Here is a 26,921-nt window from a genome sequence, read left to right on the forward strand (position 1 = left end):
GTTGTGAAAAACGTCGACGAGGCTCGGGAGACCCCCACGGGGACCCAGCAGGAGGAGCTCGCGACCGGTGAGCGCTCGACGCGCAACCGGGTCGCGCGGTCGATCCTGGACCACGGCCCGTCGACCGTCACCGAACTGGCCGGACGCCTGGGCCTGACCCCGGCGGCCGTACGCCGGCATCTGGACGCGCTGGTCGTCGACGACGTCGTGGAGGCACGCGAGCAGCGGGTGTACGGCGCGCGGACACGCGGCCGGCCCGCCAAGGTCTTCGCCCTCACCGACTGCGGCCGCGACGCCTTCGACCAGTCCTACGACAAGCTCGCCGCCGACGCCCTGCGCTGGATCGCCGAGCAGGGGGGCGGCCAGGACGCGGTCGTCGCCTTCGCGCGGGCCCGGATCGCCGCCCAGGCGACCGCGTACCGCAAGGCGATAGAGAGCGCGGGCCCCGACGAGCGGGCGGAAGCGCTGGCCAAGGCCCTGAGCCTGGACGGGTACGCTGCAACGGCGCGCAGCGCACCGGTCGGCGAACAGCTGTGCCAGCACCACTGCCCGGTCGCCCATGTCGCGGAGCAGTTCCCCCAGCTGTGCGAGGCGGAGACGGAGATCTTCGCCGAGCTGCTCGGAACCCATGTCCAGCGACTGGCGACCATCGCGCACGGCGACGGCGTCTGCACGACGTTCATCCCCAAGATCTCCACGACTTCCACTGACGCATCTGCAAGCACGGCCGGGAGGAACCCCGCATGACGCTCCCCACGGAGACTGCCCACCCTGAGCTCGAAGGCCTGGGCAAGTACGAATACGGCTGGGCCGACTCCGACGTGGCCGGTGCCTCTGCCAGGCGCGGTCTGAACGAGGAGGTCGTCCTCGACATCTCCGGCAAGAAGTCCGAGCCGGAGTGGATGGCCAAGCTGCGTCTCAAGGGCCTGAAGCTCTTCGAGAAGAAGCCCATGCCGAACTGGGGCTCCGACCTCTCCGGCATCGACTTCGACAACATCAAGTACTTCGTGCGCTCCACGGAGAAGCAGGCGGAGTCCTGGGAGGACCTGCCCGAGGACATCAAGAACACCTACGACAAGCTGGGCATCCCGGAGGCGGAGAAGCAGCGCCTGGTCGCCGGTGTCGCCGCCCAGTACGAGTCGGAGGTCGTCTACCACCAGATCCGCGAGGACCTGGAGGAGCAGGGCGTCATCTTCCTCGACACCGACACCGCCCTCAAGGAGCACCCGGAGCTCTTCAAGGAGTACTTCGGCACCGTCATCCCGGCCGGTGACAACAAGTTCGCCGCGCTGAACACGGCCGTGTGGTCCGGCGGCTCCTTCATCTACGTGCCGAAGGGCGTGCACGTCGAGATCCCGCTCCAGGCCTACTTCCGTATCAACACGGAGAACATGGGCCAGTTCGAGCGGACCCTGATCATCGTCGACGAGGGCGCCTACGTGCACTACGTCGAGGGCTGCACGGCCCCGATCTACAAGTCGGACTCGCTGCACTCCGCGGTCGTCGAGATCATCGTCAAGAAGAACGCCCGCTGCCGCTACACGACCATCCAGAACTGGTCGAACAACGTCTACAACCTGGTCACCAAGCGCGCCGTCGCCTACGAGGGCGCGACCATGGAGTGGATCGACGGCAACATCGGCTCCAAGGTGACGATGAAGTACCCGGCCGTCTACCTGATGGGCGAGCACGCCAAGGGCGAGACCCTCTCCATCGCCTTCGCGGGCGAGGGCCAGCACCAGGACGCCGGTTCCAAGATGGTCCACATGGCGCCGAACACCTCCTCCAACATCGTGTCGAAGTCCGTGGCGCGTGGCGGCGGCCGGACGTCCTACCGCGGTCTCGTCGAGATCGGCGAGGGCGCCGCCGGCTCCAAGTCCAACGTGCTCTGCGACGCGCTGCTGGTCGACACCATCTCCCGCTCGGACACGTACCCGTACGTCGACGTCCGCGAGGACGACGTGTCCATGGGCCACGAGGCGACCGTCTCCAAGGTCTCCGAGGACCAGCTCTTCTACCTGATGAGCCGCGGTCTGACCGAGTTCGAGGCGATGGCGATGATCGTGCGCGGCTTCGTCGAGCCGATCGCCAAGGAGCTGCCCATGGAGTACGCCCTCGAGCTCAACCGGCTGATCGAGCTCCAGATGGAAGGCGCGGTCGGCTAAGCGACCGTAGTCACCGTCAAGCCACTTACGGAACGGAAAGCGAGCACTACGACAGCCATGGCTGAGGCTCAGAACACCCCGGTGGGCTCCTCCACCACCGCCGGCGCCATCGCGGTGGCCGCCGAGTCGACCGTCGCCACGCGCATGAGCGCGCCCCCCTCCTTCGACGTCGCGGACTTCCCGGTCCCGCACGGTCGCGAGGAGGAGTGGCGGTTCACCCCGCTGGAGCGCCTGCGCGGGCTGCACGACGGCACCGCGGTCGCCACCGGCGAGGGCGTGAAGGTCGTCGTCGAGGCCCCCGAGGGCGTCACCGTCGAGACCGTCGACCGCGGAGACGCGCGGCTCGGCCGCGCCGGCACCCCGGTGGACCGTGTCGCCGCCCAGGCGTACTCGGCGTTCGAGAAGGCCGGCGTGGTCACCGTCCCCAAGGAGACGGTGCTCACCGAGCCGATCCGGATCGCCGTGCACGGTGAGGGCGGCACCGCCTTCGGCCACCAGGTGATCGAGCTCGGCGCCTTCGCCGAGGCCGTCGTCGTCATCGACCACACCGGTGACGCCGTGCTCGCCGCCAACGTCGACTACCTGCTCGGCGACGGCGCCAAGCTGACCGTCGTCTCCGTCCAGGACTGGGACGACAAGGCCGTGCACGTGGCCCAGCACAACGCCCTCGTCGGCCGGGACGCCTCCTTCAAGTCCGTGGTCGTCACCTTCGGCGGCGACGTCGTACGACTGCACCCCCGCGTCACCTACGCGGGCCCCGGCGGCGAGGCCGAGCTGTACGGCCTGTACTTCACCGACGCCGGGCAGCACCAGGAGCACCGCCTGCTGGTCGACCACAACGCCCCGCACTGCAAGTCCAACGTCGCCTACAAGGGCGCGCTCCAGGGCGACGACGCGCACGCGGTCTGGATCGGTGACGTCCTCATCGAGGCCAAGGCCGAGGGCACCGACACCTACGAGATGAACCGCAACCTGGTCCTCACGGACGGCGCGCGGGTCGACTCGGTGCCGAACCTGGAGATCGAGACCGGCGAGATCGTCGGCGCCGGCCACGCCTCCGCCACCGGCCGCTTCGACGACGAGCAGCTCTTCTACCTGATGGCCCGCGGCATTCCGCAGCACGAGGCCCGCCGCCTGGTGGTCCGCGGCTTCTTCGCCGAGCTGGTCCAGCAGATCGGTGTCGCCGACATCGAGGAGCGCCTGCTCGCCAAGATCGAGGAGGAGCTGGAGGCCTCGGTCGCATGACAGTCCCGACCGCGTTCGTACGCGCCTGCGCGCTGAGCGAGCTGGAGGAGGACACCCCCAAGCGGGTGGAACTCGACGGCACGCCGGTCTCGGTCGTCCGCACCGAGGGAGAGGTGTTCGCGATCTACGACATCTGCTCCCACGCCAACGTCTCGCTCTCCGAGGGCGAGGTGGAGGACTGCCAGATCGAGTGCTGGCTGCACGGCTCCAGCTTCGACCTGCGCACCGGCAAGCCGTCCGGCCTCCCGGCCACGCGCCCCGTCCCCGTATACCCCGTAAAGATCGAAGGGGACGACGTGCTCGTCTCCCTCACCCAGGAGTCCTGAGGCACCCATGGCAACGCTTGAAATCCGAGACCTGCACGTCACCGTCGAGGCCGACAACGCCACGAAGGAGATCCTCAAGGGCGTCGACCTCACCGTGAAGCAGGGCGAGACGCACGCCATCATGGGCCCCAACGGCTCCGGCAAGTCGACCCTCGCCTACTCGCTGGCGGGTCACCCGAAGTACACGATCACCGGCGGCACCGTCACCCTCGACGGCGAGGACGTCCTGGAGATGTCCGTCGACGAGCGCGCCCGCGCGGGCCTGTTCCTGGCGATGCAGTACCCGGTCGAGGTCCCCGGTGTCTCGGTCTCCAACTTCCTGCGCACCTCCGCCACCGCCATCCGCGGCGAGGCCCCCAAGCTGCGCACCTGGGTGAAGGAGGTCAAGGAGACCATGGAGCGACTCTCCATGGACCCCTCCTTCGCCGAGCGCAACGTCAACGAGGGCTTCTCCGGCGGTGAGAAGAAGCGCCACGAGATCCTCCAGCTCGAACTGCTCAAGCCGAAGATCGCGATTCTCGACGAGACCGACTCCGGCCTCGACGTGGACGCGCTTCGCATCGTCTCCGAGGGCGTCAACCGGGTCCGCGAGACCGGCGAGGTCGGCACCCTGCTGATCACCCACTACACGCGCATCCTGCGCTACATCAAGCCCGACTACGTCCACGTCTTCTCCGGCGGCCGCATCGTCGAGTCCGGCGGCGCCGAGCTCGCCGACAAGCTGGAGGACGAGGGCTACGAGGCATACACGAAGGGTGGCGCATCCGCGTGACACAGCTGCCGGGCCTCCTCGACACCGAGGCGATCCGCAAGGACTTCCCCGTCCTGGACCGACTGGTCCACGACGGCAAGAAGCTCGTGTACCTGGACAACGCGGCGACCTCGCAGAAGCCGCGCCAGGTACTGGACGCCCTGAGCGAGTACTACGAGCGCTACAACGCCAACGTCCACCGCGGTGTGCATGTGCTCGCCGAGGAGGCCACGGCGCTGTACGAGGGCGCGCGCGACAAGGTCGCCGAGTTCATCAACGCGCCCAGCCGCGACGAGGTGATCTTCACCAAGAACGCCTCCGAGTCGCTGAACCTCGTGGCGAACATGCTGGGCTGGGCCGACGAGCCCTACCGGGTGGACCACGAGACCGAGATCGTCATCACGGAGATGGAGCACCACTCCAACATCGTGCCGTGGCAGCTTCTCGCACAGCGCACGGGCGCGAAGCTGAAGTGGTTCGGCCTCACCGACGACGGCCGGCTCGACCTGTCCAACATCAACGAGATCATCACCGAGAAGACGAAGATCGTCTCCTTCGTGCTGGTGTCGAACATCCTGGGCACGGTCAACCCGGTCGAGGCGATAGTGCGCCGCGCCCAGGAGGTCGGCGCCCTCGTCTGCATCGACGCCTCCCAGGCCGCGCCCCACATGCCGCTGGACGTACAGGCCCTCCAGGCCGACTTCGTGGCCTTCACCGGCCACAAGATGTGCGGCCCGACCGGCATCGGCGTCCTCTGGGGCCGCCAGGAGCTCCTTGAGGACCTGCCTCCGTTCCTCGGCGGCGGCGAGATGATCGAGACCGTGTCGATGCACTCCTCGACGTACGCCCCGGCGCCCCACAAGTTCGAGGCGGGCACCCCGCCGATCGCCCAGGCGGTCGGCCTCGGCGCGGCGATCGACTACCTGAACGCCATCGGCATGGACAAGATCCTCGCCCATGAGCACGCACTCACCGAGTACGCGGTGAAGCGGCTGGCCGAGGTCCCGGACCTGAAGATCATCGGCCCGACCACGGCCGAGGACCGGGGCGCCGCGATCTCCTTCACCCTCGGCGACATCCACCCGCACGACGTGGGCCAGGTCCTCGACGAGCAGGGCATCGCGGTCCGCGTCGGCCACCACTGCGCGCGGCCCGTCTGCCTCCGGTACGGAATTCCTGCGACCACGCGAGCGTCGTTCTATCTGTACTCCACTCCGGCCGAGATCGACGCTCTGGTCGAGGGACTGGAGCACGTACGGAACTTCTTCGGCTGAAGGGCGTGAGCTGAAACCGTGAAGCTGGATTCGATGTACCAGGAAGTCATCCTGGACCACTACAAGCACCCGCACGGGCGTGGTCTCCGGGACGGCGACGCCGAGGTGCACCATGTGAACCCGACGTGCGGCGACGAGATCACCCTCCGAGTGAAGTACGACGGCACGACCATCGAGGACGTCTCGTACGAGGGCCAGGGCTGCTCGATCAGCCAGGCCAGCGCCTCCGTGCTGAACGACCTCCTCGTGGGCAAGGAGCTGGCCGACGCGCAGAAGATCCAGGAGACCTTCCTGGAGCTGATGCAGTCCAAGGGCAAGCTGGAGCCCGACGACTCGATGGAGGAGGTACTGGAGGACGCCGTCGCGTTCGCCGGTGTCTCCAAGTACCCGGCCCGGGTCAAGTGCGCCCTCCTGAGCTGGATGGCGTGGAAGGACGCGACGGCCCAGGCCCTGGGCGGAGCCGACGCCGAAAGGAAGACGGCATGAGCGAGACCGTTGAGATGAAGCCGGCCTCGGAAGAGGAACTCCGCGAGGCCCTGTACGACGTCGTCGACCCCGAGCTGGGCATCGACGTCGTCAACCTCGGCCTGATCTACGGCATCCACATCGACGACGCGAACATCGCGACGATCGACATGACCCTGACCTCGGCGGCCTGCCCGCTGACGGACGTCATCGAGGACCAGGCCAAGTCCGCCACGGACGGCCTCGTCAACGAACTGCGCATCAACTGGGTCTGGATGCCCCCGTGGGGCCCCGACAAGATCACCGACGACGGCCGCGAGCAGCTCCGGGCGCTCGGGTTCAACGTCTGAGACGTCTGAGACGTCTGACACCGGACACGTGAAAGCGGCGGCACCTTCGAGGTGCCGCCGCTTCTGTGTGCGTGTGCTCAGCCCAGCGGATCCACCAGCCGGAACGCGGAGTCCGCCCGGTACAGGTCGCTGTTCTGGTACGGGTCCAGCTTCAGCTGGAAGTTCTGGTGGCGCAGATAGCGGCCGGGGTAGTTCACCGACTCCAGCATGACCGCGCCGGAGTAGGACGAGGCCCGGGGGCAGAAGGTGGCGTCCTGCTTGAAGAGGGACGAGCCGTCGTCGCTCATGGCCCGCAGGATGAAGTTGCGGTGCCGCAGGTACCGGCCGTCGGACATCCTGAACGAGTAACAGGAGCTGTTCGCCAGGCCCTTGACCACGGTGAACGAGGAGTCCGCACGGGACTCCGAACCGCGCGGCGCGTCCAGCTTCACGAAGCCGTCGCTCACGTGCCAGTAGCGGTCCGGGTAGTTGACCGAGCGGACCGACGTACGGCTCGTGGTGGGCTGCTGGTTCGAACCGCCCGAGCCACCCGAACCGCTCGAACTGCCGGAGCTTCCCGAACCTCCCGAACCTCCTGTGGAGGACGAGGACTTGGAGGGCTTCGCGGCGGACGGCGAGGCCTTCGGCCCGGCCGTTCCGTCACCCGAGGCCGTCGCCGTGGCGGACGGGCTCCCGGCCGAATCGGCCGACGACATGGCCGACTTGCCCTCCGGCGGCGCGGTCGTGCCCGACGCCTTCGGCGAGGCGAAGGAGAGCAGGCCGGGGCCGTTGTCGGTGTTCGCGTCGGCCGCCGGGGGAGCCGACGCCCGGTCAGGGGTGCTGTGGCTGACGGCTATCGCCGTGACACAGGCGACGACCGTGGCGATCGCCATCGTGCCGGCCAGCCAGAGTCTTCGGGTTCCTGGAGCCCGGGAGGTGTCGGGGGCCCAGCCGTTCTCCCAGGAAGGATGCGGCGGGGGTTGGGGGGTGGTTTGTTGCATACGTGTTTCCTCCAGCGGCGCCAAGGCAGCGGCGGCCGGGGGTGTGAAGGTGAGGTGAGTGAAGTGTGAAACGGTGATGGATCACAGAGGTGCACACACTAGTGGAGCGGTGGGGCTCAGGGGAGCCGTTTCAGCTAGCGGTTTCTATGAGAATTAAACATCTTCATGGGGCGCGGGGGACTTCAAACGGCATTCCCAGGGCTCTCGCAGTGCCCGCTCATCACCCGGCGGAACCCTGGCACGGATGGTCACCTGGGAGCTTTCCCCTGTTCGCCCCGCCTTCGTCCTCGGCTGCCGCCGCTCCGGAACGCCGAGGCCGTCGCCGGCCGGATCGCCGACAGCCCTGGTCCGCGACGGCCGGGACCCGGCGCCACGCCCGCCGGCTCGGCCCGGGCGCCTGGCGCGAGGTCCGCTTCGAGGACCTGGTCGCCGATCCCGAGTCCCAACTCCGGGTGATCTGCGCCGACCTGGGCGAGGACTACGACCCGGCCATGACCGAGCCGCACCGCCTCACGCGCACCGCCGTACCGGCCTGCAAGACCTGGCGCCCGCCGCGACCACCGCACCCGCGGCGCCCTCGGCACCTCCCGCGGCAGCAGCTGGCCGACACGTTTGACACCTGATCAAATCCCGCTAGCCGACGCCGTGTTGGGCGCCCGCCCCCGCCGAACTGCTCCGCTACCGCCGTGTCTTCGTCCTGCGTCCTGCGCCGCGCGGCCACACCAGGCGTCGGCTGCTCGACTGCCTGACCCGGCTGCGCGAACCGGGCCTCGTGGCGGCGGCCCGTTCCGCCCGCGAGGTCACGGTCCGACGGCGTTCTCCGCCGAATCGTGGCCGAGCTGTTGTGTACGCCCGTACACAACGTTGCGTACACTCGTACACATGGGATATCTGACGCTCGCCGGCGCCATAGCCGCCGAGGTCGCCGCCACGACGGCGATGAAGTACGCGGACGGCTTCAGCAGACTCTGGCCCTCGCTGCTGACGGCGGTGGGTTACATCGTCTCGTTCGTCCTGCTGGCCGAGACGCTGAAGACCGTGTCGATCGGCACGGCGTACGCGATCTGGTCCGGGGTCGGCACCGCGGCCATCGCCGTGCTCGGCCTGCTGCTCTTCGGGGAGGGACTGAGCATGGTCAAGGTCGCCGGAATCGTGCTGATCATCGGGGGAGTGGTGGTCCTGAACCTGGGAGGTGCGCACTGATGCCCCGCCGTTACGACCCCGACCGCCGGCAGCGGATCATCGAGGCCGCGATCCGGGTGGTCGGCGAGAAGGGGCTCGCGGGGCTGAGCCACCGCACCGTCGCCGCCGAGGCCGATGTCCCGCTCGGCTCCACGACGTACCACTTCAAGACCCTGGACGAGCTGATGGTCGCCGCGCTGCGCCAGGCGAACGAGGGCTTCGCCAAGGCGGTCGTCGTGCACGGCGGCCTGGACGACTCCTCGGCCGACCTCGCCACCGCCCTCGCGCGGATCCTCGGCGACTGGCTGAGCGGCGACCGCACCGCCGTGGAGCTGGAGTACGAGCTCTACCTCGCCGCCCTGCGCCGCCCGGCCCTGCGCCCCGTCGCCGCCGAGTGGGCCGACGACCTCGCCCGACGGCTCACCCACCGCACCGACCCGGTCACGGCGCGGACGCTGGTCGCGCTGATGGACGGGATCTGTCTCCAGGTGCTGCTGACGGGGACGCCGTACGACGAGGGGTACGCGCGGGAGGCGCTGGGGCGCGTGATTCCCTGAGCGGACGCGTCTGCCGAACCCCTTCCCGCCGAGCCTGCCGGGACACCGTGCTCTTCATGGCTCGCCCCCTGAGACGCCCCGCACGCTGGTTCGCCTCCCCGGGCCCCGGCCGGTTAGGTTGCCCTCATGACCGACACGACTGCTCTTCGCACCACCGGCGCCGTGGCCGCCGGCCTCGCCACCATCGCCGCCGACGGCACCGTTCTCGACACCTGGTTCCCCGCCCCCGAACTGGTCGCCGAGCCCGGCCCGGCCGGCACCGAGACGCTCTCCGCCGAGCGGGCCGTGGAACTCCTCGGCGAGGGTGCGGCCCAGGCGATCGGCCCGGACCCCCGCCGCAACGTCGAGGTCGTCGCGGTCCGTACGGTCATCGCCTCGATCGACGAGAAGCCGATCGACGCGCACGACGTCTACCTGCGCCTCCACCTGCTCTCGCACCGTCTGGTCAAGCCGCACGGTCTCAGCCTGGAGGGCCAGTTCGGCTTCCTCGCCAACGTCGCCTGGACCTCCCTCGGCCCGGTCGCCGCCGACGAGATCGAGACGGTACGGCTGAACGCCCGCGCCGAGGGTCTGCACCTCCAGGTGACCTCCGTCGACAAGTTCCCGCGGATGACGGACTACGTCGTCCCGAAGGGCGTGCGCATCGCCGACGCCGACCGGGTCCGCCTCGGCGCGCACCTCTCCGAGGGCACCACCGTCATGCACGAGGGCTTCGTCAACTTCAACGCCGGCACGCTCGGCACCTCGATGGTCGAGGGCCGTATCTCGGCCGGTGTCGTCGTCGGCAACGGCTCGGACATCGGCGGCGGCGCCTCCACCATGGGCACGCTGTCCGGCGGCGGCAACGTGATCATCTCCATCGGCGAGCGCTGCCTGATCGGCGCTGAGGCGGGCGTCGGCATCGCGCTCGGCGACGAGTGCGTGGTCGAGGCCGGCCTGTATGTCACCGCGGGCACCCGCGTCACCATGCCCGACGGCCAGATCGTCAAGGCCCGCGAGCTCAACGGCGCCTCCAACATCCTCTTCCGCCGCAACTCGGTCTCCGGCGCGGTCGAGGCCCGCCCGAACAACGCGGTCTGGGGCGGCCTGAACGAGATCCTGCACAGCCACAACTGACCCACCGCACCGCACCATGCCGCTGAGCCGAGCGCCCTTCCGTCCGGGAGGGCGCTCATGTCCCGTGGGGTGTTGTCGGTTGCCGAGGTTGCGGTAATTCGCTGCTGTACCGCTGCTACGGGGAGTCCATCGGTGTGGTTGTCACGTGGTGCTGCGCGACCGGAAGAAGCCGCTCCCCAACCGGACGGTGAAGACCAACACCGCGACCGCCAGTACGAAGTTGAGCGTGTCAACGACCTCGACGAGGGGATGGGGGGCGTGCAACAGGCTTGGCAACGTGGCGCTGATCATCCCCAGACCTATGAGGAGGGGGAGCCAGGCCCAGAAGTAACGCATGCCCGGGTCGGGGTTGTCTCCCGTGGAAACCTTGGTCCGTTCCCACCAGCGGCCGCCGAGACTCCCGAGAACCAGCACGCATCCCATCGCGACCACGGACCAGTCCATGAACCGCAGCATCACATCTCCCTCGAGAACGGGGCTGCACGTTGGTCGGACGCGAGGACCGCGGCCATCCCGCACATCATGAAGATACCGCCGATGAAGCGGGCGAAGCCCAGAGGCACGGACTGTGCTCGGGCGGCTTCAGAGGCTGCACCGGCAGTAAAGATGGGCGCCCGTCAACCGCGCCCGGACCGCCAGGGTCGACCTCCTCGATCTGGTACCACTGGGCCGCCACCATCGGGACGGCGTCCACAGGAAGGGCGGCGAGGATGTCCCGCCAACGATCGGGGAGTTGCTGGAGGATCAGGCCCGTGCCCCAGGGGGAGTCGGGGGCGGTGGGCTCGCCCTGGGGGTACGGCGGTTCGGGCCAGATCAGTGTCGGCGCGTCCTGCTGATCGGTGAAGGGGATGCCCTTGGCGTAGGCGACCAGTTGGCCCAGGACGACGTTCGGGTCCAGGCACTTTGCGTCGATCCAGTCCGCGCCCGTCTCCTCCAGCGACGTCCCGCGGAGCCAGTCGCCGTCGGGTCCAATGGCCTGGTTCACCGCCGTGGTGTGGTCGGTCGCGTGGAAGTAGTCGTACAGCACACCCATGTCGGTCTCCGTCGTTCACCGGGTCCTGGGCACAAGTAGAACAGGCCACACTGACACCAGGCCGGAGGAGCCGTATCCCCTCGCTCGCGGCCTGGTTGAGAACCAGCTGCGCTGAGTCCGAACCCTGGCGCCCAGAGACGGCCCGGACTTCCCTTTCCGGACCGTACGACCGCTGTTCGTCGACGCTGTCACGCGGTTACCCACGCACTGCCCCGGCACGTCAGTTGCCTGCTGCGCGACTTGGCCAGGCGTGTCCATCGGGAGATTGGTCCGCAGGTCGGCCCGCTTGAACAAAGTCGCCGTATTCGTCCTGGACCACGCTCGCATTGACCCACCTCTCCCGCACTGCGCCTGTGGCCTCCTCCGCGGCGGTCAGTGCGGTAGACGGGTCCTCGGCCGTGGCAACGACACCCTGCAACCCTACCCAGCCCGTCCGGCCTGCGGTGCTCGCCAAACTCGCAGCTTGGGAGGCTGAGGTGATCCAGGGCTCGCTGCGGTGATGACCCGCGACGGTAGGCCCCGGGAGCATGGCAGGCAAGTTCCTTGACTCCCCGCCGTTCCCCGTGGCTCCCCGCAGGATCTGGCGCGCGTCTGGCACGACGGATCCCTCAGTCTCCTCGACCTCCGTCACCCGATGGCCTGAGAAAACCAACGGTGTTGCGCCTTGCCCGTGTCTCGGAGCAGAAGAGCAAGGGCCCGGCATCGGACGACTCCGAGAGGCCGGCAAAGCGCAACACCGCTCACGGGCCTGGCTGATACCGCCTTGCGTGACGTGTGGGTGAGTCTGGGAGGGCGCTCAGTCGTCGTGCGGCAGGGACGTCCTGAACTCCGTGAGTGCCGTGAAGTCGGGCTCGCGCAGCCCGAGCCGGGGGCTCACGTGGTGCAGCAGGGCGGGGCCGGGATGGTGGGTGCGGACGTACACCGTGTCCGCCGGGCTCTGCTCGTCGTCCACCCAGGCGAACGGCCGACCGTCGGCGTACGCCACGATCGCCTCGGTCTTCCAGTGGACCCCGTCCGGCCGCTCCGCCAGCAGCCCCCGGCCGAAGTCGACGTACGGCAGCTCGGGGAGCCCGACGACGGGTGCGATCCAGCGGTTGGCCTCGGCCATCCAGGTGGTCGCCCAGCACAGGTCGTAGCCGAGGGCGAGCAGCGCCGGTCCGTGGTCCGGGTTCAGCCAGACCCGCAGGGGGCGGCCGGGGCGCACGGTCGCCCGGATCGTCGTATAGCCCTCGGGGCGCCGCTCCGGCTTCGCCGCGTACGGGTTGAGGGGGCCGTCGACGTCCAGGAACAGCAGGGGGCGGCTCACGGGGACAACGTACGGCAGCGGGCGGGCGGGGCACCGGTGAATATTTTCCGTGCCGGACAGGCATAGTGGCGCCCCTGCGCACGCGTCACCACGGGTACAGGGCCCGGACACGAGGTGGGCCCGGGGAAAGTGAAGGTGACGGTGACTCCGCCCACGCGTAGACGCGCGGGCTTCCGGCGTCGGTGGCTAGGCCACGTCGCAGAGGGCCAGCCCGGCCCTGTTGAGGATGTTCGTCGCGCCGACGTGGTCCGCGTTTGCCGTGTACCCGCACGCCGTGCACTGGAACTTCGCTTGGGTGACGCGGTTCTCCTTCGCAGCGTGCCCGCAGTCGGGGCACGTGCGGGAGGTGTTGCGCGCGTCCACGGGGATCGTGAGGCGACCGGCACTCTCAGCCTTGTCTGCCAGGATCCCGAGGAACTGCGTCCAACCCGCGTCGAGGATGCTGCGGTTGAGTCCGGCCTTCGCGGCGGCGCCGTTGGGCAGGAAGCTGCGGGGCGACGCCGGGGCGGCCCGGGGGGTGGGTGCCTTGGTCATGCCCGCCGTGTTGAGCCGCTCGTGCGCGATGAGGCCGTGGTCGTCCACCAGCGCGCGGGCGGTCTTGTGGTGGAAGTCGAGTCGCTGCCGCCGGATCCTGGCGTGCAGCTTGGCAACCTTCCGAACGGCGGCCCGATGTTTCTTGGTGCGCTGTCGGCTCCGCTTCGGGAACGTCGCAAGATGACGCTGCGCCTCAGCCAGTTCCTTAGCCACAGCATCGAGGAATCGCGGATTTGCCACGTGTTCGCCGTTCGACGTGGTCAGGAAGTACACGATGCCCATGTCGATACCGACGATTGAGTCGGTGGGTGGTAGTTCCTCGGCGGGTACGTTGTCGCATGCGAGGATCACATACCAGCGGCGTCCTTCGCGTTTGACGGTGATTGTCCTGACGCGGCCCTGCACGGGCCGGTGCTGGTGCACGCGGACGTGCCCGACACCCTGGAGACGGACGCGTGTCTGTCGGTCGTGCGGGGCGGAGCCCCAGCGGCAGCCGTCGCCGTTCTTCGGGAACATCACGCTGTCGTAGCGGATTGTCGACTTCGAGGCGTGCCGGTAGGCGTCCCGGCGCTCTTGGAGGGCGCCGTTGTACAGCGAGCGGTGGTCGGCCAGCATCTCCTGAAGGGCCTGCTCTTGGCGGACGGTGGGGCGCAAGAGGAACCTGTACGCGCGAATCATGAGCCGTCCCCTTTCCTCTTCCGCCGAAGGTGCTCGCACTGAGTGTTGATGTCTCGCTGCCCCAGCGGAGCACTTGCCGTGCCGACGTTGGCTGAGAGGTCCGACGACGATCACGAAGCCACAGGCATCGAGCGCAAGCTCGGGAACTCCTCCCGAAGCGTGCCGGGCAGGTACACGTGGTCAGGCATCATTTCCACGCCACGATTCCCCACTCCCGTTCGGCGGGCGGCCTTGGGCCGGATCGGATTCTCCGGCGATTCCTTGGCAAGCCGTAGCCGGTGGTCTCTTGCTGGGAGATCTGATGGACACTGCCTGGATACCGCTGGATCCAGACCCCTGAGCTGCGACCATATGCGCGGAAGGCGCAAGCTCGTGCTCAAAGAGCGCCGTAATCACCCCAACCGGCGAGTGTAGGAATGGGTGTTCAACTTCGTTGAATGTTGATGTTGGCGTTGTCAAGCAGTCATGAGGTGCTCATGCACCGCCCGCAGCCCGTCGGCCGTCTCCCGGCCGGCGGGTCGCAGTGGGGAGCGCACCGGTCCCGCCGGCAGGCCGAGTCCGGTGAGCAGGGCCTTCGACGTGACCGTGCCCGGCAGGCCCGCCGCCGTCATTGCCTCGATCAACGGGGTCGCGCGCAGCTGGAGTTCGGCCGCCCCGGCCGTGTCCCCCGCGTCGAACGCGTCGAGGATCGCGGCCACCCGTCCCGGCACGACGTTCGCCACCGTGCTCACACAGCCGGCCGCGCCCACCGCGTACAGCGCGAGGATGTGCTCGTCACAGCCCGCGTAGTACGCCAGCTCCGTGCGGGCCAGCACCTTCTGGGTGCCGAGGAAGTCGTACGAGCAGTCCTTCACGGCCACGATCCGGGGGTGCGCGGCGAGCCGGATCACCGTCTCCGGCTCGATCCGGGTGCCGGTGCGGCCCGGGATGTCGTACAGCATCACCGGCAGCCCGCTCGCCTCCGCCACCTCCAGGAAGTACGCCTCCAGCGCGTCCTGCGGCGGCCTGCTGTAGTACGGCGACACCACCAGGACGCCGTCCGCGCCCGCCTTCTCCGCCGCCAGCGCCAGCTCGACGGTGTGCCGGGTGTCCGCCGTGCCCACGCCCGCCACCAGCGGCACCCGCGCGCCCACCGCCTCCCGGACGGCCGTGATCAGCTCCGCCTTCTCCGCGTCCGAGGTGGTCGGCGACTCGCCGGTCGTGCCGTTGAGGACCAGCCCGTCACAGCCCTCCGCGACCAGATGCGCGGCCAGCCGCCGGGCACCGACGAGGTCCAGGGCCCCCGAGTCGGTGAAGGGCGTGACCATCGCGCAGAGGGTGCGGCCGAAGGGGCGGGGCGGGCGGGCGGTGTCGCGTGGGTTCGTCATGGGGGTAGTCTCGGCAGCGCGACAGCTTAGCTCCACTTAATTATCCTAAGGGGTATGTCTTAGGGGCGCTAAGTTGTCATTGGCCGCCACGCCGACGCCCTGTGTCCAACTCGGCCCCTCATGGGTCACTATGGGCCGGAGGGTCACCGACGGCAGGTCATGGGAGGCGCCATGAAGCTCGGCAAGGCACTGGCCACCGGGGTCGCTGAGGAGCGGCCGCCGCTCGTCCACGACGAAGAACCCGCGATCCCCGAAGACATCCACGAACCCCAGGCCGTCTCCGTGCCCGAAGAGGCTCCGGCCGGCCGATGAGACTGCGGCTCCCGGCGGAACGCCCGACGGAGCCGCCGACCGGCTACAAGATCGCCCACCCGATGCTGTCCCAGGACGGCAGCCGGGCCGGGTTCACCGGTGTGTCGCTGGGCGGCGCGCTGCCGTACGGAGTGCTGGACGACGCGTCCTGCGTCTACGGCCGACGGCACCGCCCGCCCGCGCGGCTGTGCGACTGCGGCTTCCACTGCGTGCACGAACGCGAGGCCGCCGAGGCCCTGCTGTGCACCGCCGAGCACCGGGCGGCCGTACTCCTCGAGGTCTCCGTCCTCGGCGCCTACATCCGCTTCGAACGCGGCTTCCGCTACGCCCGGCAGCGGGTGCGCACGGCCACCGTCGGGCCCTGCGCCTGCGGTGCGCCGGCCGTCGCGCTCGCCGACGCGGGCTGGGGCAGGCCCGGTTGGCGCGCCCTGGCGGCCGCCTGCGCGGGCTGCGTCCGCGCGCGTGCGTCCGTCTCGCTCGCCGGGTTCGCCCGGCTGGCCGGGCAGGGGCTGCGGGTCGTCGCCGGGGACGGAGGCGGGGGCGTCGGCGGGCCGGTGCCGGCCGGGGACTTCGGGGTGCCCGAACTCGTCGCGGAGGCCGCCCTGTTGCAGGCCCGCCTCGACTGGTTCCAGACCCAGCTCGCCCGGCTCGGGGAGCCCGGCGGCGGGGAGCGGAAGGGGCGCTCCTGACGGTTCGGACGCGGAGGCTCGCCGACAAATTCACTCGCCTGGACAAAAAAAGTTTTCGGTGAGACGGTGGAGCCATGCTGGACGTGACCGTGATCGAGGACCCCGAGGCGGCAGCCGTATCACTGGACCCCATACGGGCCAGGCTGCTCGCCGAACTGGCCGCCGAGCCCGCGTCGGCCGCGATGCTGGCCGGCAAGGTCGGGCTGCCCAGGCAGAAGGTGAACTACCACCTGAAGGCGCTGGAGCGGCACGGCCTGGTCGAGCTGGCGGGAGAGCGGCGCAAGGGCAATGTCACCGAGCGGCTGATGCGCGCGACCGCAGCGTCGTACGTCATCTCGCCCGCCGCCCTGCCCGCCGTGCAACCGGACCCGGACCGTTTCCGGGACCAGCTCTCCGCGCGCTGGCTGCTCGCGCTCGGCGCCCGCCTGGTGCGCGACGTCGGCGCGCTGGTCACCGGTGCGACCAAGGCCCGCAAGCGGCTGGCGACCTACGCGCTGGACGGTGAGGTCCGCTTCGCCTCCGCCGCCGACCGCGCGGCCTTCGTGCAGGAGCTGACGGCGGGCGTGAGCACGCTCATCCGCAAGTACGACACGCCCGACGCGGAGGACGGCCGGGACCACCGGATCGTCGTCGCGCTGCACCCCACGGTCAAGGACCAGCCCACCCCCGAACCGGATCAGTAGGCAGCAGGAGCCCCACCATGTCCAAGGAATTCGAGATCGCCCGCGAGTTCGAGGTCGACGCCACCCCGGAGGAGGTGTGGGAGGCGATCACCAACGGCACCGGCGGCTACCTGTGGCCGATGCAGCCGCCCGAGCCCCGGGTCGGCGGTTCGGCGGCCTTCGGCTCGACCGTCGCCGCGTACGACCCGCCGCACCACCTGATCACCCGCAGCGAGGACGTCGGCTTCCCGACCCAGAGCGCCAACCAGCTGGAGCACGTCATCGAGGAGCGCGAGGGCGGCCGTCGCGCCTGGGTGCGCTACGTGCACAGCGGGATCTTCACCGACGACTGGGACAACCAGTACGACGGCGCGAGCCGGCACACCGACTTCTATCTGCACACCCTGCGCGAGTACCTCACCCACTTCGCGCCCCGCCCGGTCTCCTTCGCCCAGCTCAACGGGCCGGAGGCGTCCCAGGCGCCGGACGCCTTCGCCGCCGTCGGCCGCGCCCTCGGCCTGCCGGACGACCTGGCCGAGGGAGTGAAGACGAGCGTCCACGGGCCGGGCGGGCGGGCCCTGGACGTGGTGGTCGACTACCGCAACCCCTACTTCATCGGGCTGCGCACCGACGACGCCCTCGTCCGGTTCTTCGGACGCAACCACTGGGGCGCCCCGGTCGGCATCAGCGTCCACGACTTCGCGCCGGACGCCGACGCCGAGGCGAACGAGACCGCCTGGCAGGACTGGCTGAACGGCGTGTTCAGCCGGTCCTGAACAGAAGGCGTCACGGACGGAAGCGCAGCACCTGCGGGTCGTGGTCGCTGATCTGGTCGTGGAACTCCGAGTTGATGTGCACGCTGTCGTACTCGAAGTCGCAGCCGCGCCGGATCGCCGGGCTGATCAGGATCTGGTCCAGGACCTGCTCGTTGCCCTGGTAGTCGTAGGTGTAGCGCTCGCTCCTGGGCAGCGACTGGATCGCCGACCACAGTTCGCCGTCACCCTGGAGGATCTTGGTGGTGTCGGAGAAGTCGAAGTCGTTCATGTCGCCGAGCGCGATGACGTTCGCGTTCTTCTGAACGTCGAGGATGCTCTTGACGAACGCGTTGACCAGCGTCGCCTGCGCGTGGCGCTGGGTCTCCGAGCTGCGCGTCGGGGGCTGGTACTGCGCGGTCAGCCCCTGGTCGCCGCCCTTGGAGTTCAGGTGGTTGGCGATCACGAAGACCGTCTTGCCGCGGAAGACGAACTCACCGGCCAGCGGCTTGCGGCTGCTCGTCCAGGCGGAGTCCGACGGGTCGACACGGCCCGGGGAGGCCGTCAGCTGGGCCTTGCCGTGCACCTTGGTGACGCCCACCGCGGTGGTGGAGTCGCCACCCGCGCGGTCCACGAAGGACACCCGCTCGGGGTTGAAGAGGAAGACCTGGCGGATGTTGCCGCCGGGCTCGCCGCCGTCCTGGTCGTTGACCGGGTTGATCGAGCGCCAGTCGTACTTCGGGCCGCCGGCCGCGACGATCGCGTCGATCAGCTTGTTCACGGTCACGCTCGCGTCGACCGTGCCGTCGTCCGTCGCGCCGTTGTCGTCCTGGATCTCCTCCAGGGACACGATGTCGGGCGACTGCAGGTTGTTCACGATCGCGGCGGCGTGCGCGTCGAACGTGCTGTCCGACGGGTCGAGGTTCTCGACGTTGTAGGTCGCGACCGCCAGCTCGCCGCGCGACTGCTTCTTCGTCGTCTCGCGCTCCAGGCCGCCGCTCTTCAGCGTGCCCAGCTGGCTCGCGACGAGGGTGTAGCCGCCGTACTGGTTGTAGTCCATCGGGCCGGTCGTGGTGCCGGTCAGCGTGTCGCCGACGTTCGCCACCGGGAAGTCGGCGGTCGAACCGAGCGACTGGATCTGCAGCCGGCCGGTGTTCTGGTCGGCGTAGGAGGCGTAGAGGGAGCCGCCGCGGCGGGTGCGGTTCTCGTGCGGCTTCACCGTGACCCACAGCTCGCTGTACGGGTCGGTGGCGGTGACCACACGGGTGTCCGCGACCTGGACGTTCATGCCCTCCAGGGACTCGTAGTAGTCCAGGGCGTACTTCGACGGCTCCAGGGTCAGACCGTTGACCGAGCCGCTCGCGGCCGTGTCACCCGCCGGGGCGTACTCGGCCGGCACGGACTTCGCGTCGATCACGACCGGCGCCGGCACCGCGTTGCCGGTGGAGACGGTGGTGACCGTCGGCTTGGTGATCTCGGTCAGCGACTGGTTGCCGGTGGAGGCGCCGCCCGGGACGTACTCGGAGACCGTGCCGCTCACGGTGACCGAGTCGCCGACGGCGACCTTCGGGGTGGAGCTGGTGAAGACGAAGACGCCCTCGCTGGTGGCCGGGTTGTCGTCCGGCGTCGGATCCTGGAGCCAGAAACCTCTGGAGGAGCCGTAGGTGCGGGTGGCCGTGACGATGCCGGGGACGTCGGTCACCTTCTGGCCGGCGTACGGCGATATGCGCGTGGTGCCCTGGATGTCGTGGATGCGCAGTCCGTCGGCCTGCGCCGGAGAGGTGAGGGCGACGGTGGACGCCACGCTGCAGACGGCGGCGACGGTGAGCGCGGCGAGACGCGCGGAAGACCTGCTCGGCAAGGGAATCCCTCCGGGGACATGCGGAAGTGCCGGGACGAGGGTGGACGTAAATATGAAGCGCGCATGACATATGAATGTCCTGCGGGTGACGCGGATGTGACACGCGTAGAAAGAGAGTGAACAGTTGTCCCCCCAACTTCTACGCGCGTCAATCTCCTGCCTGCTCGGGGGAGTTGTCAAGGTTTCAGCCATGCACGGGGCCCGGCCGGGAGATGAACCGGGCGGCATGGGTGGAAATCCGTCTAGGCTGAGCGGCTGAGCCGTACGGCGACCCGGGTGGTGGTCGTACGGTCGTCCGTACGGCGTCCCTGTCGCCGTACGACCGCCCAGGCGTCCGAGGAGAACCAGCCGATGTCAGACAGCGCCCCCCTGCCGCCGGTGCGGTTGCGTCCCGAAGCGGAGCTGGCGCACGCCGCGCTGTCCACACCGTTGCTCTCCCGGGCCGCCCGGCTCGCCCGCTGGGCCGGCCCCGACACCCGCGTCGACGCAGGTGGCGAACTGGTCGAGGAACAGCTCCCGGCCGCCGCCGAACTGCTCGGCCTCACCGGGGACGACGCCGCCGCGTACGCCGGCGAGGCCTGGCGGGTCGCCCTGGACGCCGGGCTCGTCGAGATCGCCGACGAGGACGCCGGGGCCGTGGCCGCGGGGGAGGAGCTGACGCTGCTCACCGGGGGCTCCCCGCATGACGTCCTCGCGGTCTGGCAGGCCGCGCTGGAGACCGTGATCGCCGACGCGAGCGTGCCCGACCTGGACGGAATTGTCGACGCGCTCGACGAGGGCGGCGAGGTCGATTTCTCGTCACTCGGCTGGGACCCCGAGGGGGAGGCCGACTTCCTCGACGGCGTCCTCGGCAACCTCTACCTGCTGACCGTGAGCGAGGGCGGCCCCGGCGAGGCGCCGGTGCCGCTGCCCGCGCTCGCCGCGTCGATGATCGTGCCCAGCGACATGGGCGAGCCGACCAATGACGTCCTCGAACAGGTCTCCGACGCGATGATGCGGCTCGACGACCAGTTCCGGGCGCTGGAGCCGATCGGCCTGGTCGAGTACCAGCCGGTCGACGAGACGCTCATGGCCGACGTGGAGGAGGAGCCGGCGGCGGGACCGGTCGACGAGGCCGACGTCGCCCGGTACGGCATGGTGCGGCTCACCCCGCTCGGCGCGTACGGACTGCGGGCGCGGCTGCTGGAGGCGGGCTTCGTGGCGCCGGCGGTCGGGGAACTCGCCGACAAGGGCGCGGACGCGCTGCTCGACGGGACGGCCGCGTTCCCGCAGGGCGCCGCGCAGGCCGAGACCGAGCAGTGGCTGGCGAGCCGCGAATCGCTGTCCGCGGCACGGGAGTTGCTGGCGGCCGCGCGCGGTGAGGACGCCGGAGCGCCGCTGCGCCGGCTCCGCTGCCAGCAGGCGCTGTCCCTGGTCGGCCCCGAGGCCGAACCGGCGCTCCGCGAGGTCCTCGACGACCCCGAACTGGGGGGCCTGGCCCGGGTCTGGCTGGCCGAGGGCGGCGCCGCCGACGTACCGGCGCCCTCCCAGGACATGATCTTCTGGCTGACCATCGACACGGTGGCCGCGCAGCTGGCCGCCGAAGGGAACTCGGAGGAACTCCAGGCCCTGGTCGAGGGGCTGGCCCAGCAGCACGCCGGGTTCTTCGCCGAGGCATGGCGGGTGGACCACCCGGACACGGCCGACGTCCTGGAGGCGATGGGCCGCCTGCACCCGGACAAGAAGGTGGCGAAGGAGGCCCGGAAGGCGGCCTTCAAGGCGCGGTCGCAGCACGGGGGGTAGTGGCGGGTGAGTCCCGTGGGGAAAACGTTGCCCTCTATGGTGCGTTCTTGGGCGGGACTTTGGGTTTCTGCGGGGCGGTGTAGACGGGTTCATGGAACAACCGACATCGATGTAGCCCTGCGTTCAACCGGTGTTCAACGGTGGCCGGGAGCGTGTGCGCCGACTCGAGGTCCGCCACCCTCCACGGCACGCCCACCGTCACAGGAGACACCATGTCGCTCACCCGCAGGGACTTTGCCGGCAAAACCGCGCTCACCGGGGCCGGTGTCGCGCTGGCGGGCAGCGTCGGCGCCCTCGCCACCGCCCCGAACGCCCTCGCCGCCACCGAGTCCGCCGACGCCGCGTCGGCCGACGCACACGGCGGGGTCGGCTACGGCCCGCTGGTCGCCGACCCCGACGGCATCCTCGCGCTCCCCGCCCACTTCACGTACGAGATCATCACGTACAGCGGGAAGACCCGGCTGGAGTCGGGCGAGTTCACCCCCTCCAACCACGACGGCACCTCCACCTTCGACGGCCCCCGCGGCGCCACCCTCCTCGTCAACAACCACGAGCTGAAGGGCCCGCGGTCCGCCTGGGCCCACCCCGTTCCGCTCACGGAGGGCCTCGTCTACGACCCCGCCGCCTCCGGTGGCTGCACGGTCGTCGAGGTCCGCCCCGGCGGCCATGTCGCCGAGTGGGTCGGCATCGCCGGCACCTCCACCAACTGCGCGGGCGGCAACACCCCTTGGGACACCTGGCTCACCTGCGAGGAGACCGAGGACAAGGCCGGCGCCAACGGCATGACCAAGGACCACGGCTACGTGTTCGAGGTCGACCCCGAGGACCGCCGGGCCAACCGCGACCCCAAGCCGGTCAAGGCGCTGGGCCGGTACGCCCACGAGGCCGTCGTCGTCGACCCCAAGCGCGGCCACCTCTACCTCACCGAGGACGCCTCCGGCCCCAACGGCCTGCTCTACCGCTGGACCCCGCCGGAGGGCTTCCACCACGGCCGCGGCAGGCTGCGCACCCTCGCCGACGACGCGGGCACCCTCCAGGCCTTCAAGTGCTTCGACTCCGGCGGCCAGTTCGTCGACGACCTCTCCCGCGCCACGAAGACCGGCACCGTCTACGGCGTCGACTGGGTGGACGTCCCCGACCGCGACGCGCGCACGACCTCCGTCCGCAAGCAGTTCACCGCCGGCCAGGTCACCCGCGCCCGCAAGCTGGAGGGCATGTGGTGGGGCGACGGCGGCGCCTACATCGTCTCCTCCTACGCCCGTGACGAGAGCCCCGTCCAGCACGACGGCGCGGTCTGGTTCTACGACCCCAAGCGCCGCACCCTCACCCTGAAGGTCCTCATCGGCGTCAACCCGGACCCGTCCGCGGAAGGCAACTTCGACGGCCCCGACAACATCACCGTCTCCCCGTACGGCGGCCTGGTCATCGCCGAGGACGGCGAGGGCCTCCAGCACCTGTTCGGCGCCACCGACACCGGCCGCACCTACCCCATCGCCCGCAACGAACTGAACATCGGCACCGAGGAGGAGCCGGAGTACAGCGAGTTCACCGGCGTCACCTTCTCGCCCGACGGCAGGACCCTGTACGCCAACATCCAGGAGCCCGGCATCATGCTCGCGATCACGGGGCCGTGGAAGCGGCAGCGACCCTGATGAGGCGGAGTCGCTCGAACGAGTGACCTTGATCCGATTTGCTGAATCCACCCCCGCCTCGAAATAACGTTTACATCTCGCGCTGGTTGTCGATCGAGGCGGGGGACGGTTATGGGTGCGGAATCACATGGAGGAATCGCAGAGGGCTCCCAAGTGTGGCTTCCGGATGGCTTGCCCCGCCCGATCGAAGAAGTCGTCGCGCGACGCCTCTCCGTGCTTTCCTTCAGTAAAGAGTGGGATACCAGGCCGGTCCGGTACGGGGCGAATCAGGGTCCGCGAGATCATTCGGTCGGCGAGCTTGTTCCAGTTGCTCCCGGCGGCTGGTTCGACGGCGGCATGCGAGAAGTGTGCCGTATCGCCTTCGTTTCCGGTCGCGTGATCGAAGCTGCAATTGATCACCGGTGGGTGACCCAAAGGCGAACGGGGCGGCAAGCATGGGAATGGAAACGATCCGATGCTCTCGTTCCAGGTGATCGAGTACCGTTCTCATTGGCTGCTGGTTACTTTGGAGCGGGCGGGCAGGAGCGTGAAGGATATTTCGTCGGTGCCATGCTCGGCGACGGGGGCATGACGTCCTGCACTCCCGAGTTCCATGGGGATCCGTTCGGTGGCGCCGTGCAGTTCATGCGTGAGTTCGCGGTGGAACATGGATGTGGTGTACGTGAGATTCCGCAGGGTTCAATCGTACGTCTGCGGTTTCCGTTCCGAGCGGGGCATCGCAATCCGCTCACAGACTGCCTCCGTCGCTTCAAGGTGTGGGGGCAACGGTGCGACGAAAAGCGGCTTCCCGATGTCCCGCTGAGTCGTGACTTCTGGGCCGGCTGTCTTTCAGGGCTCATTGATACCGACGGTTGTGTTCGTCAGCGAGTGAATCCTCGGGGTACTCTGCACGGTTCTGTCGAGTTCGCCACCGTGTCACCCGTGCTGGCGATGCAGGTGTCTGATGGCCTCCTGCGCTTCGGCGTTGGCAACAGGGTCCGCGTCGATCAGAGAACGCATAAGCCGAGCCACTCGATCAATGGTCATGCCGTCGTGAGTCGGCGACCAATCCATATCGTGGAGGTTTCACGAGCCACCGCACTTGCCCGCCTCGGTGGCATCCTGGATCTTCGCATTGGCTACAAGGCATCCAGGCTGAAGCAACTGGTGACCGCTGTCGGGCACGTTCCTCCAGCGCGCAGCGAAATGCATGGGTACGACCAGTCTGTGGCGCTGGATCGCGTGAAAAGTATTTCTCCGGCCGAGCCTCAACGTGTGTACGGCGTAATGACAAGCCCCTCCGGCCTGTTCGTGGTGAATGGTCTTGTTGTCGGTGCCGACTTACTGTCCTTTCCAGCGGTGCCGCTGGAAAGGACAGTAAGTGGAACCTCACAGTGAGGTGATGTGCGGCCCGCTGGTTACTTCCTGCTGCGGATCCACCCAAGGATTGCCTTGGAGAGCGCCTTCCGGCAGCAGAACGCTGCCGTGATCAGCATGACGATGAGGTATGCCACGTTTCCGGAAGCGTTGACGTGAACTTCGAGCATGGGTCCCGTCCAGATGTGTTGGAGGAGGGCCTCATGTCTGAGATCAGGACGAGCTCGCCAGCTCACGCACCAGGCATAGAGGTGAAGATCAAGCTACATAAAAAGATAGGCGTTGCCACACCGTAGCAGATATTCCGTCGCTAGCCTCAATACCGGTAACTTAGGGGCAATTCGGTCGTTGTTGGTGTGGCAAGAGCGGGTCAACTGAAGTCATCTGGTGAGCGGTTGTCGGACCGGGTCGCGGTCGGGGTGCTGACCAGGCGTTTCCCCAGTCGTTCGTGGATGAGGTGCTGGCGGAGAGGGGCGGGTGCAGCGGCGGAACCGGCTGTTGCCGGCCCGACTGGTGGTCTACTTCGTGTTGGCGATGTGTCTGTTCTCCGGGCAGAGCTATGAGGAGGTCGCGCGAATGCTGACCGCGGGTCTGCAGGATGCTCGGCGTTGGCGTACGTCGTGGGTGGTGCCGAGTGCGGCGGCGATCTGGAAGCCAGGTCCCGGCTGGGGGTGGCGCCGCTGCGGGAGCTGTTCGTGCGGGTGTGCCGTCCTGTTGCCGCGCCGGACACTCAGGGCGCCTTCTACCGCGACTGACGGCTGGCCGCGATCGACGGCACCACGTTCGACCTGCCCGACACGAAGTCGAACGTGGAGGCGTTCGGCCGCCCACCTCGCTCCGGGCGCGGTGAACAGGACGTCGGCTACCCGCAGTTGCGCATGGTGGGCCTGGTGGAGTGCGGTACCCACGCCGTCTTCGGTGCTGCGATCGGAGCTCTGCGCACCGGAGAGCAGGCTCTGGCCCGGGCGGTCCTGGTGTCCTTGCGGCCGGGGATGCTGCTGCTGGCCGACCGCGGCTTCTGCAGCGTGGACCTGTGGCGCGCAGCCGCGGCCACGGGGGCGGACCTTCTGTGGCGAGTACGCAAAGACCTCGTGCTGCCGGTGGTCGAGCAACTGCCGGACGGCTCCTACCTCACCGAGATCTTCGACCTCAGCGACATCCACCACACCCGTCGCGGGGTGTCCGTACGTGCGGTGGAGTACACCATCGCCGGCCGTGAGGGCGTCTACCGGCTCCTGACCACGATCCTCGACCCGCGCATGGCCCCGGCCGCGGAACTGGCCGCCCTTTATGCTCAGCGATGGGAGTTCGAGTCCACCCTGGACGAAATCAAGACCCACCTCGGCGGGCCGCACCTGGTACTGCGTTCGCAGCACCCTGAAGGGGCCGAACAGGAACTTTACGGCTTCCTGCTCGTCCACCATGCCATGCGGCACCTGATGCACCAGGCCGCACGGCAAGCCGACCGGGATCCCGACCGGATCTCCTTCGCCCGCTCACTGCGGGTTGTGCGCCGCCAGGTCACCTACCAGGCGGCGTTTCCCCCAGCCGACTCCTCCGCGCCGTCAAAGCCACCCACGCTGAACTCCTGGAACGCCTCCTGCCACGACGACGCCACCGGGCCAACCCTCGCGTGATCAAACGCAAAGTCGCCGGCTGGCCCCTCGAACGTGCCGTCCACCGAGCCGCAGATCGCCCACCCACCACGGCCATCACCCTCATTGGCGCCACCAAACCCAAACGGGTCAAGCGAACACCAAAGCTCCAAGTTACCGGTATTGGGGCAAGCCCGAATGGTTGCAGGCCCGGCGCCTGCATCGTCTCATCGGACGGGGCGTTGCCGCACCGGCCCGGAAGCCAGCCTCAGACGATCTTGAAACGCACGTGGGGCTTGCGATATCGTCGAGATCGTTCATCCGGAAATCCGAATTTGCTGAACCTCGAATAGGGGATCATTTATGAATCGGAAATTCAAGAAGGTGCTCCAGGTCGCCATCACGACAGGCGCGGCCATGGCCGTCAGTGCAGGGCTGTTCGCACCCACTGCAAGCGCGACCGGCGATAACACCTATGTAAAGGACTACTGGTACGGTCGGTGCATAACCGGCAATAGCAATCTCTCCGTGTCTTTTATTCCATGTGGCCAAGACTACGAAAATCAGCTGTGGGACCGAGTGGGGGCCAATATCGTAAAGGCCTACACGCATCAGTGCCTCGACAGCAACTCATCCGGCGACGTGTACTATCTGGAATGCAACGGTGGTAATTACCAGAATTGGGATTACACTGACGCGGGCAATGGCTATGTTTACGTGCAGGATCGGCAGACCGGCAGATGGTTGAACGCCCATCTTGCGAACGACGGGACCACCTACGTGACGACCGATTCTAGCAGCACGTCGAAGTGGTCCTTCTACGGCGGGTGACGCGATGAGCCGTTGGCCTAACCTCAATACCGGGGACTCTGTTGGTGATGTCGGCGGGGTCATGCGGCGGGTTCTGGGGGTGCTGGATATCCAATCGGAG

The 26,921-nt window shown here is 68.6% G+C and carries 27 protein-coding genes and 1 pseudogene; 21 read left to right on the top strand and 7 right to left on the bottom strand.

Annotation, left to right across the window (positions count from 1 at the left end; all coding sequences use genetic code 11):
• The first annotated feature begins 3 nt into the window (after positions 1 to 3).
• Genes AB0D85_RS06925 through AB0D85_RS06960 form a run of 8 tightly spaced genes read left to right on the top strand, consistent with a single transcriptional unit; the run spans position 4 to position 6,576 of the window.
• Complete coding sequence (locus tag AB0D85_RS06925; RefSeq protein ID WP_362314694.1) at positions 4 to 747, top strand: metalloregulator ArsR/SmtB family transcription factor; 744 nt, start codon at positions 4 to 6, stop codon at positions 745 to 747.
• Positions 744 to 2,165 (top strand): Fe-S cluster assembly protein SufB, encoded by a 1,422-nt coding sequence (gene sufB, locus AB0D85_RS06930; protein WP_316777459.1) that lies wholly within the window; start codon positions 744 to 746, stop codon positions 2,163 to 2,165. Before AB0D85_RS06925 ends, sufB begins: the two co-directional genes overlap by 4 nt.
• A 57-nt stretch (positions 2,166 to 2,222) precedes the next feature.
• Entirely contained in the window at positions 2,223 to 3,410 is a 1,188-nt protein-coding gene (gene sufD, locus AB0D85_RS06935; protein ID WP_362314697.1) for a Fe-S cluster assembly protein SufD, read from the top strand.
• Complete coding sequence (locus AB0D85_RS06940; RefSeq protein ID WP_362314700.1) at positions 3,407 to 3,736, top strand: non-heme iron oxygenase ferredoxin subunit; 330 nt, start codon at positions 3,407 to 3,409, stop codon at positions 3,734 to 3,736. Before sufD ends, AB0D85_RS06940 begins: the two co-directional genes overlap by 4 nt.
• Positions 3,737 to 3,743: 7 nt before the next feature.
• On the top strand, positions 3,744 to 4,508 hold the full coding sequence (sufC, locus tag AB0D85_RS06945) for a Fe-S cluster assembly ATPase SufC (protein ID WP_362314703.1): 765 nt from the start codon (positions 3,744 to 3,746) through the stop codon (positions 4,506 to 4,508).
• A complete protein-coding gene (locus tag AB0D85_RS06950) occupies positions 4,505 to 5,761 on the top strand; it encodes a cysteine desulfurase (RefSeq protein ID WP_362314706.1) in 1,257 nt (418 codons plus the stop codon). The genes sufC and AB0D85_RS06950 overlap by 4 nt, the downstream gene beginning before the upstream one ends.
• A gap of 18 nt (positions 5,762 to 5,779) precedes the next feature.
• Positions 5,780 to 6,247, top strand: a complete 468-nt coding sequence (sufU, locus tag AB0D85_RS06955) for a Fe-S cluster assembly sulfur transfer protein SufU (protein ID WP_362314709.1) — start codon at positions 5,780 to 5,782, stop codon at positions 6,245 to 6,247.
• Positions 6,244 to 6,576 carry a metal-sulfur cluster assembly factor gene (locus tag AB0D85_RS06960; RefSeq protein WP_037743875.1) on the top strand — a complete coding sequence of 111 codons (333 nt, stop codon included), beginning with the start codon at positions 6,244 to 6,246 and terminating at the stop codon, positions 6,574 to 6,576. Before sufU ends, AB0D85_RS06960 begins: the two co-directional genes overlap by 4 nt.
• Positions 6,577 to 6,653: 77 nt before the next feature.
• Here AB0D85_RS06960 and AB0D85_RS06965 read toward each other — a convergent pair whose 3' ends face one another.
• Positions 6,654 to 7,556: an AbfB domain-containing protein gene (locus tag AB0D85_RS06965; protein WP_362314714.1), complete on the bottom strand. Its 903-nt coding sequence runs from the start codon at positions 7,554 to 7,556 to the stop codon at positions 6,654 to 6,656.
• A gap of 209 nt (positions 7,557 to 7,765) precedes the next feature.
• Between AB0D85_RS06965 and AB0D85_RS06970 the strand changes: the two genes are divergently transcribed.
• The 4 genes from AB0D85_RS06970 (at position 7,766) to dapD (ending at position 10,411) form a co-directional block, all read left to right on the top strand.
• Positions 7,766 to 8,179, top strand: a complete 414-nt coding sequence (locus AB0D85_RS06970; RefSeq protein WP_362314717.1) for a sulfotransferase — start codon at positions 7,766 to 7,768, stop codon at positions 8,177 to 8,179.
• A gap of 259 nt (positions 8,180 to 8,438) precedes the next feature.
• Positions 8,439 to 8,759: a multidrug efflux SMR transporter gene (locus AB0D85_RS06975; RefSeq protein WP_362314720.1), complete on the top strand. Its 321-nt coding sequence runs from the start codon at positions 8,439 to 8,441 to the stop codon at positions 8,757 to 8,759.
• The gene (locus AB0D85_RS06980) at positions 8,759 to 9,295 is read left to right on the top strand and encodes a TetR family transcriptional regulator (RefSeq protein ID WP_362314723.1); all 537 of its coding nucleotides are present in this window, start codon (positions 8,759 to 8,761) and stop codon (positions 9,293 to 9,295) included. Before AB0D85_RS06975 ends, AB0D85_RS06980 begins: the two co-directional genes overlap by 1 nt.
• 126 nt (positions 9,296 to 9,421) lie before the next feature.
• Positions 9,422 to 10,411, top strand: coding sequence for a 2,3,4,5-tetrahydropyridine-2,6-dicarboxylate N-succinyltransferase (dapD, locus tag AB0D85_RS06985; protein WP_362314726.1), 990 nt, complete (start codon positions 9,422 to 9,424; stop codon positions 10,409 to 10,411).
• Between the two features lie 141 nt (positions 10,412 to 10,552).
• On the opposite strand, the gene AB0D85_RS06990 is transcribed toward dapD, so the two are convergent.
• The 5 genes from AB0D85_RS06990 to dapA all read right to left on the bottom strand — a co-directional run bounded on the left by AB0D85_RS06990 (position 10,553) and on the right by dapA (position 15,329).
• A complete protein-coding gene (locus AB0D85_RS06990; RefSeq protein ID WP_362314729.1) occupies positions 10,553 to 10,867 on the bottom strand; it encodes a hypothetical protein in 315 nt (104 codons plus the stop codon).
• A 64-nt stretch (positions 10,868 to 10,931) separates the two neighbouring features.
• Positions 10,932 to 11,444 (bottom strand): hypothetical protein, encoded by a 513-nt coding sequence (locus AB0D85_RS06995; protein WP_362314732.1) that lies wholly within the window; start codon positions 11,442 to 11,444, stop codon positions 10,932 to 10,934.
• 796 nt (positions 11,445 to 12,240) lie between these two features.
• Entirely contained in the window at positions 12,241 to 12,750 is a 510-nt protein-coding gene (locus tag AB0D85_RS07000; protein WP_362314735.1) for a hypothetical protein, read from the bottom strand.
• Positions 12,751 to 12,936: 186 nt separating this feature from the next.
• Positions 12,937 to 13,962, bottom strand: coding sequence for a transposase (locus tag AB0D85_RS07005; RefSeq protein ID WP_362314738.1), 1,026 nt, complete (start codon positions 13,960 to 13,962; stop codon positions 12,937 to 12,939).
• Positions 13,963 to 14,417: 455 nt separating this feature from the next.
• Complete coding sequence (dapA, locus tag AB0D85_RS07010) at positions 14,418 to 15,329, bottom strand: 4-hydroxy-tetrahydrodipicolinate synthase (protein ID WP_362314741.1); 912 nt, start codon at positions 15,327 to 15,329, stop codon at positions 14,418 to 14,420.
• A 171-nt stretch (positions 15,330 to 15,500) separates the two neighbouring features.
• On the opposite strand from dapA, the gene AB0D85_RS07015 reads away from it, so the two are divergent.
• The 4 genes from AB0D85_RS07015 to AB0D85_RS07030 all read left to right on the top strand — a co-directional run bounded on the left by AB0D85_RS07015 (position 15,501) and on the right by AB0D85_RS07030 (position 17,768).
• Positions 15,501 to 15,641 (top strand): hypothetical protein, encoded by a 141-nt coding sequence (locus tag AB0D85_RS07015; protein WP_362314743.1) that lies wholly within the window; start codon positions 15,501 to 15,503, stop codon positions 15,639 to 15,641.
• On the top strand, positions 15,638 to 16,330 hold the full coding sequence (locus AB0D85_RS07020) for a hypothetical protein (protein ID WP_362314746.1): 693 nt from the start codon (positions 15,638 to 15,640) through the stop codon (positions 16,328 to 16,330). The genes AB0D85_RS07015 and AB0D85_RS07020 overlap by 4 nt, the downstream gene beginning before the upstream one ends.
• A 74-nt stretch (positions 16,331 to 16,404) precedes the next feature.
• Entirely contained in the window at positions 16,405 to 17,013 is a 609-nt protein-coding gene (locus AB0D85_RS07025; protein ID WP_362314749.1) for a helix-turn-helix domain-containing protein, read from the top strand.
• 17 nt (positions 17,014 to 17,030) lie between these two features.
• The gene (locus tag AB0D85_RS07030; RefSeq protein WP_362314752.1) at positions 17,031 to 17,768 is read left to right on the top strand and encodes an SRPBCC domain-containing protein; all 738 of its coding nucleotides are present in this window, start codon (positions 17,031 to 17,033) and stop codon (positions 17,766 to 17,768) included.
• 10 nt (positions 17,769 to 17,778) lie between these two features.
• Here the strand turns inward: AB0D85_RS07030 and AB0D85_RS07035 are convergent, their stop codons facing one another.
• Positions 17,779 to 19,605 carry an endonuclease/exonuclease/phosphatase family protein gene (locus AB0D85_RS07035; RefSeq protein WP_362314755.1) on the bottom strand — a complete coding sequence of 609 codons (1,827 nt, stop codon included), beginning with the start codon at positions 19,603 to 19,605 and terminating at the stop codon, positions 17,779 to 17,781.
• 351 nt (positions 19,606 to 19,956) lie between these two features.
• On the opposite strand from AB0D85_RS07035, the gene AB0D85_RS07040 reads away from it, so the two are divergent.
• The 5 genes and pseudogenes from AB0D85_RS07040 (at position 19,957) to AB0D85_RS07060 (ending at position 26,821) form a co-directional block, all read left to right on the top strand.
• Complete coding sequence (locus AB0D85_RS07040) at positions 19,957 to 21,387, top strand: hypothetical protein (protein WP_362314758.1); 1,431 nt, start codon at positions 19,957 to 19,959, stop codon at positions 21,385 to 21,387.
• Positions 21,388 to 21,599: 212 nt separating this feature from the next.
• Positions 21,600 to 23,039 carry an alkaline phosphatase PhoX gene (locus AB0D85_RS07045; RefSeq protein WP_362314761.1) on the top strand — a complete coding sequence of 480 codons (1,440 nt, stop codon included), beginning with the start codon at positions 21,600 to 21,602 and terminating at the stop codon, positions 23,037 to 23,039.
• A 153-nt stretch (positions 23,040 to 23,192) separates the two neighbouring features.
• Positions 23,193 to 24,416, top strand: coding sequence for an LAGLIDADG family homing endonuclease (locus tag AB0D85_RS07050; protein ID WP_362314763.1), 1,224 nt, complete (start codon positions 23,193 to 23,195; stop codon positions 24,414 to 24,416).
• Between the two features lie 335 nt (positions 24,417 to 24,751).
• A pseudogene (locus AB0D85_RS07055) lies at positions 24,752 to 26,032 on the top strand (IS4 family transposase).
• 375 nt (positions 26,033 to 26,407) lie between these two features.
• Positions 26,408 to 26,821: a ricin-type beta-trefoil lectin domain protein gene (locus AB0D85_RS07060; RefSeq protein WP_362315235.1), complete on the top strand. Its 414-nt coding sequence runs from the start codon at positions 26,408 to 26,410 to the stop codon at positions 26,819 to 26,821.
• The last annotated feature ends 100 nt before the right edge of the window (positions 26,822 to 26,921 follow it).

Source organism: Streptomyces sp. NPDC048277 (genome assembly GCF_040652235.1).
Classification (GTDB): Bacteria; Actinomycetota; Actinomycetes; order Streptomycetales; family Streptomycetaceae; genus Streptomyces.

Excerpts from the sequence above, each read along its gene's own strand:
- AB0D85_RS06960 (WP_037743875.1), top strand. The coding sequence starts at position 6,244 with ATGAGCGAGACCGTTGAGATGAAGCCGGCCTCGGAAGAGGAACTCCGC.
- sufC (WP_362314703.1), top strand. The coding sequence starts at position 3,744 with ATGGCAACGCTTGAAATCCGAGACCTGCACGTCACCGTCGAGGCCGAC.
- sufD (WP_362314697.1), top strand. The coding sequence starts at position 2,223 with ATGGCTGAGGCTCAGAACACCCCGGTGGGCTCCTCCACCACCGCCGGC.
- AB0D85_RS06990 (WP_362314729.1), bottom strand. The coding sequence starts at position 10,867 with ATGCTGCGGTTCATGGACTGGTCCGTGGTCGCGATGGGATGCGTGCTG.
- AB0D85_RS06965 (WP_362314714.1), bottom strand. The coding sequence starts at position 7,556 with ATGCAACAAACCACCCCCCAACCCCCGCCGCATCCTTCCTGGGAGAAC.
- AB0D85_RS07040 (WP_362314758.1), top strand. The coding sequence starts at position 19,957 with ATGTCAGACAGCGCCCCCCTGCCGCCGGTGCGGTTGCGTCCCGAAGCG.
- AB0D85_RS06940 (WP_362314700.1), top strand. The coding sequence starts at position 3,407 with ATGACAGTCCCGACCGCGTTCGTACGCGCCTGCGCGCTGAGCGAGCTG.
- AB0D85_RS07025 (WP_362314749.1), top strand. The coding sequence starts at position 16,405 with ATGCTGGACGTGACCGTGATCGAGGACCCCGAGGCGGCAGCCGTATCA.
- AB0D85_RS07030 (WP_362314752.1), top strand. The coding sequence starts at position 17,031 with ATGTCCAAGGAATTCGAGATCGCCCGCGAGTTCGAGGTCGACGCCACC.
- AB0D85_RS07015 (WP_362314743.1), top strand. The coding sequence starts at position 15,501 with ATGAAGCTCGGCAAGGCACTGGCCACCGGGGTCGCTGAGGAGCGGCCG.
- AB0D85_RS06995 (WP_362314732.1), bottom strand. The coding sequence starts at position 11,444 with ATGGGTGTGCTGTACGACTACTTCCACGCGACCGACCACACCACGGCG.
- AB0D85_RS06980 (WP_362314723.1), top strand. The coding sequence starts at position 8,759 with ATGCCCCGCCGTTACGACCCCGACCGCCGGCAGCGGATCATCGAGGCC.
- dapA (WP_362314741.1), bottom strand. The coding sequence starts at position 15,329 with ATGACGAACCCACGCGACACCGCCCGCCCGCCCCGCCCCTTCGGCCGC.
- sufB (WP_316777459.1), top strand. The coding sequence starts at position 744 with ATGACGCTCCCCACGGAGACTGCCCACCCTGAGCTCGAAGGCCTGGGC.
- dapD (WP_362314726.1), top strand. The coding sequence starts at position 9,422 with ATGACCGACACGACTGCTCTTCGCACCACCGGCGCCGTGGCCGCCGGC.
- AB0D85_RS07020 (WP_362314746.1), top strand. The coding sequence starts at position 15,638 with ATGAGACTGCGGCTCCCGGCGGAACGCCCGACGGAGCCGCCGACCGGC.
- AB0D85_RS07005 (WP_362314738.1), bottom strand. The coding sequence starts at position 13,962 with ATGATTCGCGCGTACAGGTTCCTCTTGCGCCCCACCGTCCGCCAAGAG.
- AB0D85_RS07045 (WP_362314761.1), top strand. The coding sequence starts at position 21,600 with ATGTCGCTCACCCGCAGGGACTTTGCCGGCAAAACCGCGCTCACCGGG.
- AB0D85_RS06975 (WP_362314720.1), top strand. The coding sequence starts at position 8,439 with ATGGGATATCTGACGCTCGCCGGCGCCATAGCCGCCGAGGTCGCCGCC.
- AB0D85_RS07060 (WP_362315235.1), top strand. The coding sequence starts at position 26,408 with ATGGCCGTCAGTGCAGGGCTGTTCGCACCCACTGCAAGCGCGACCGGC.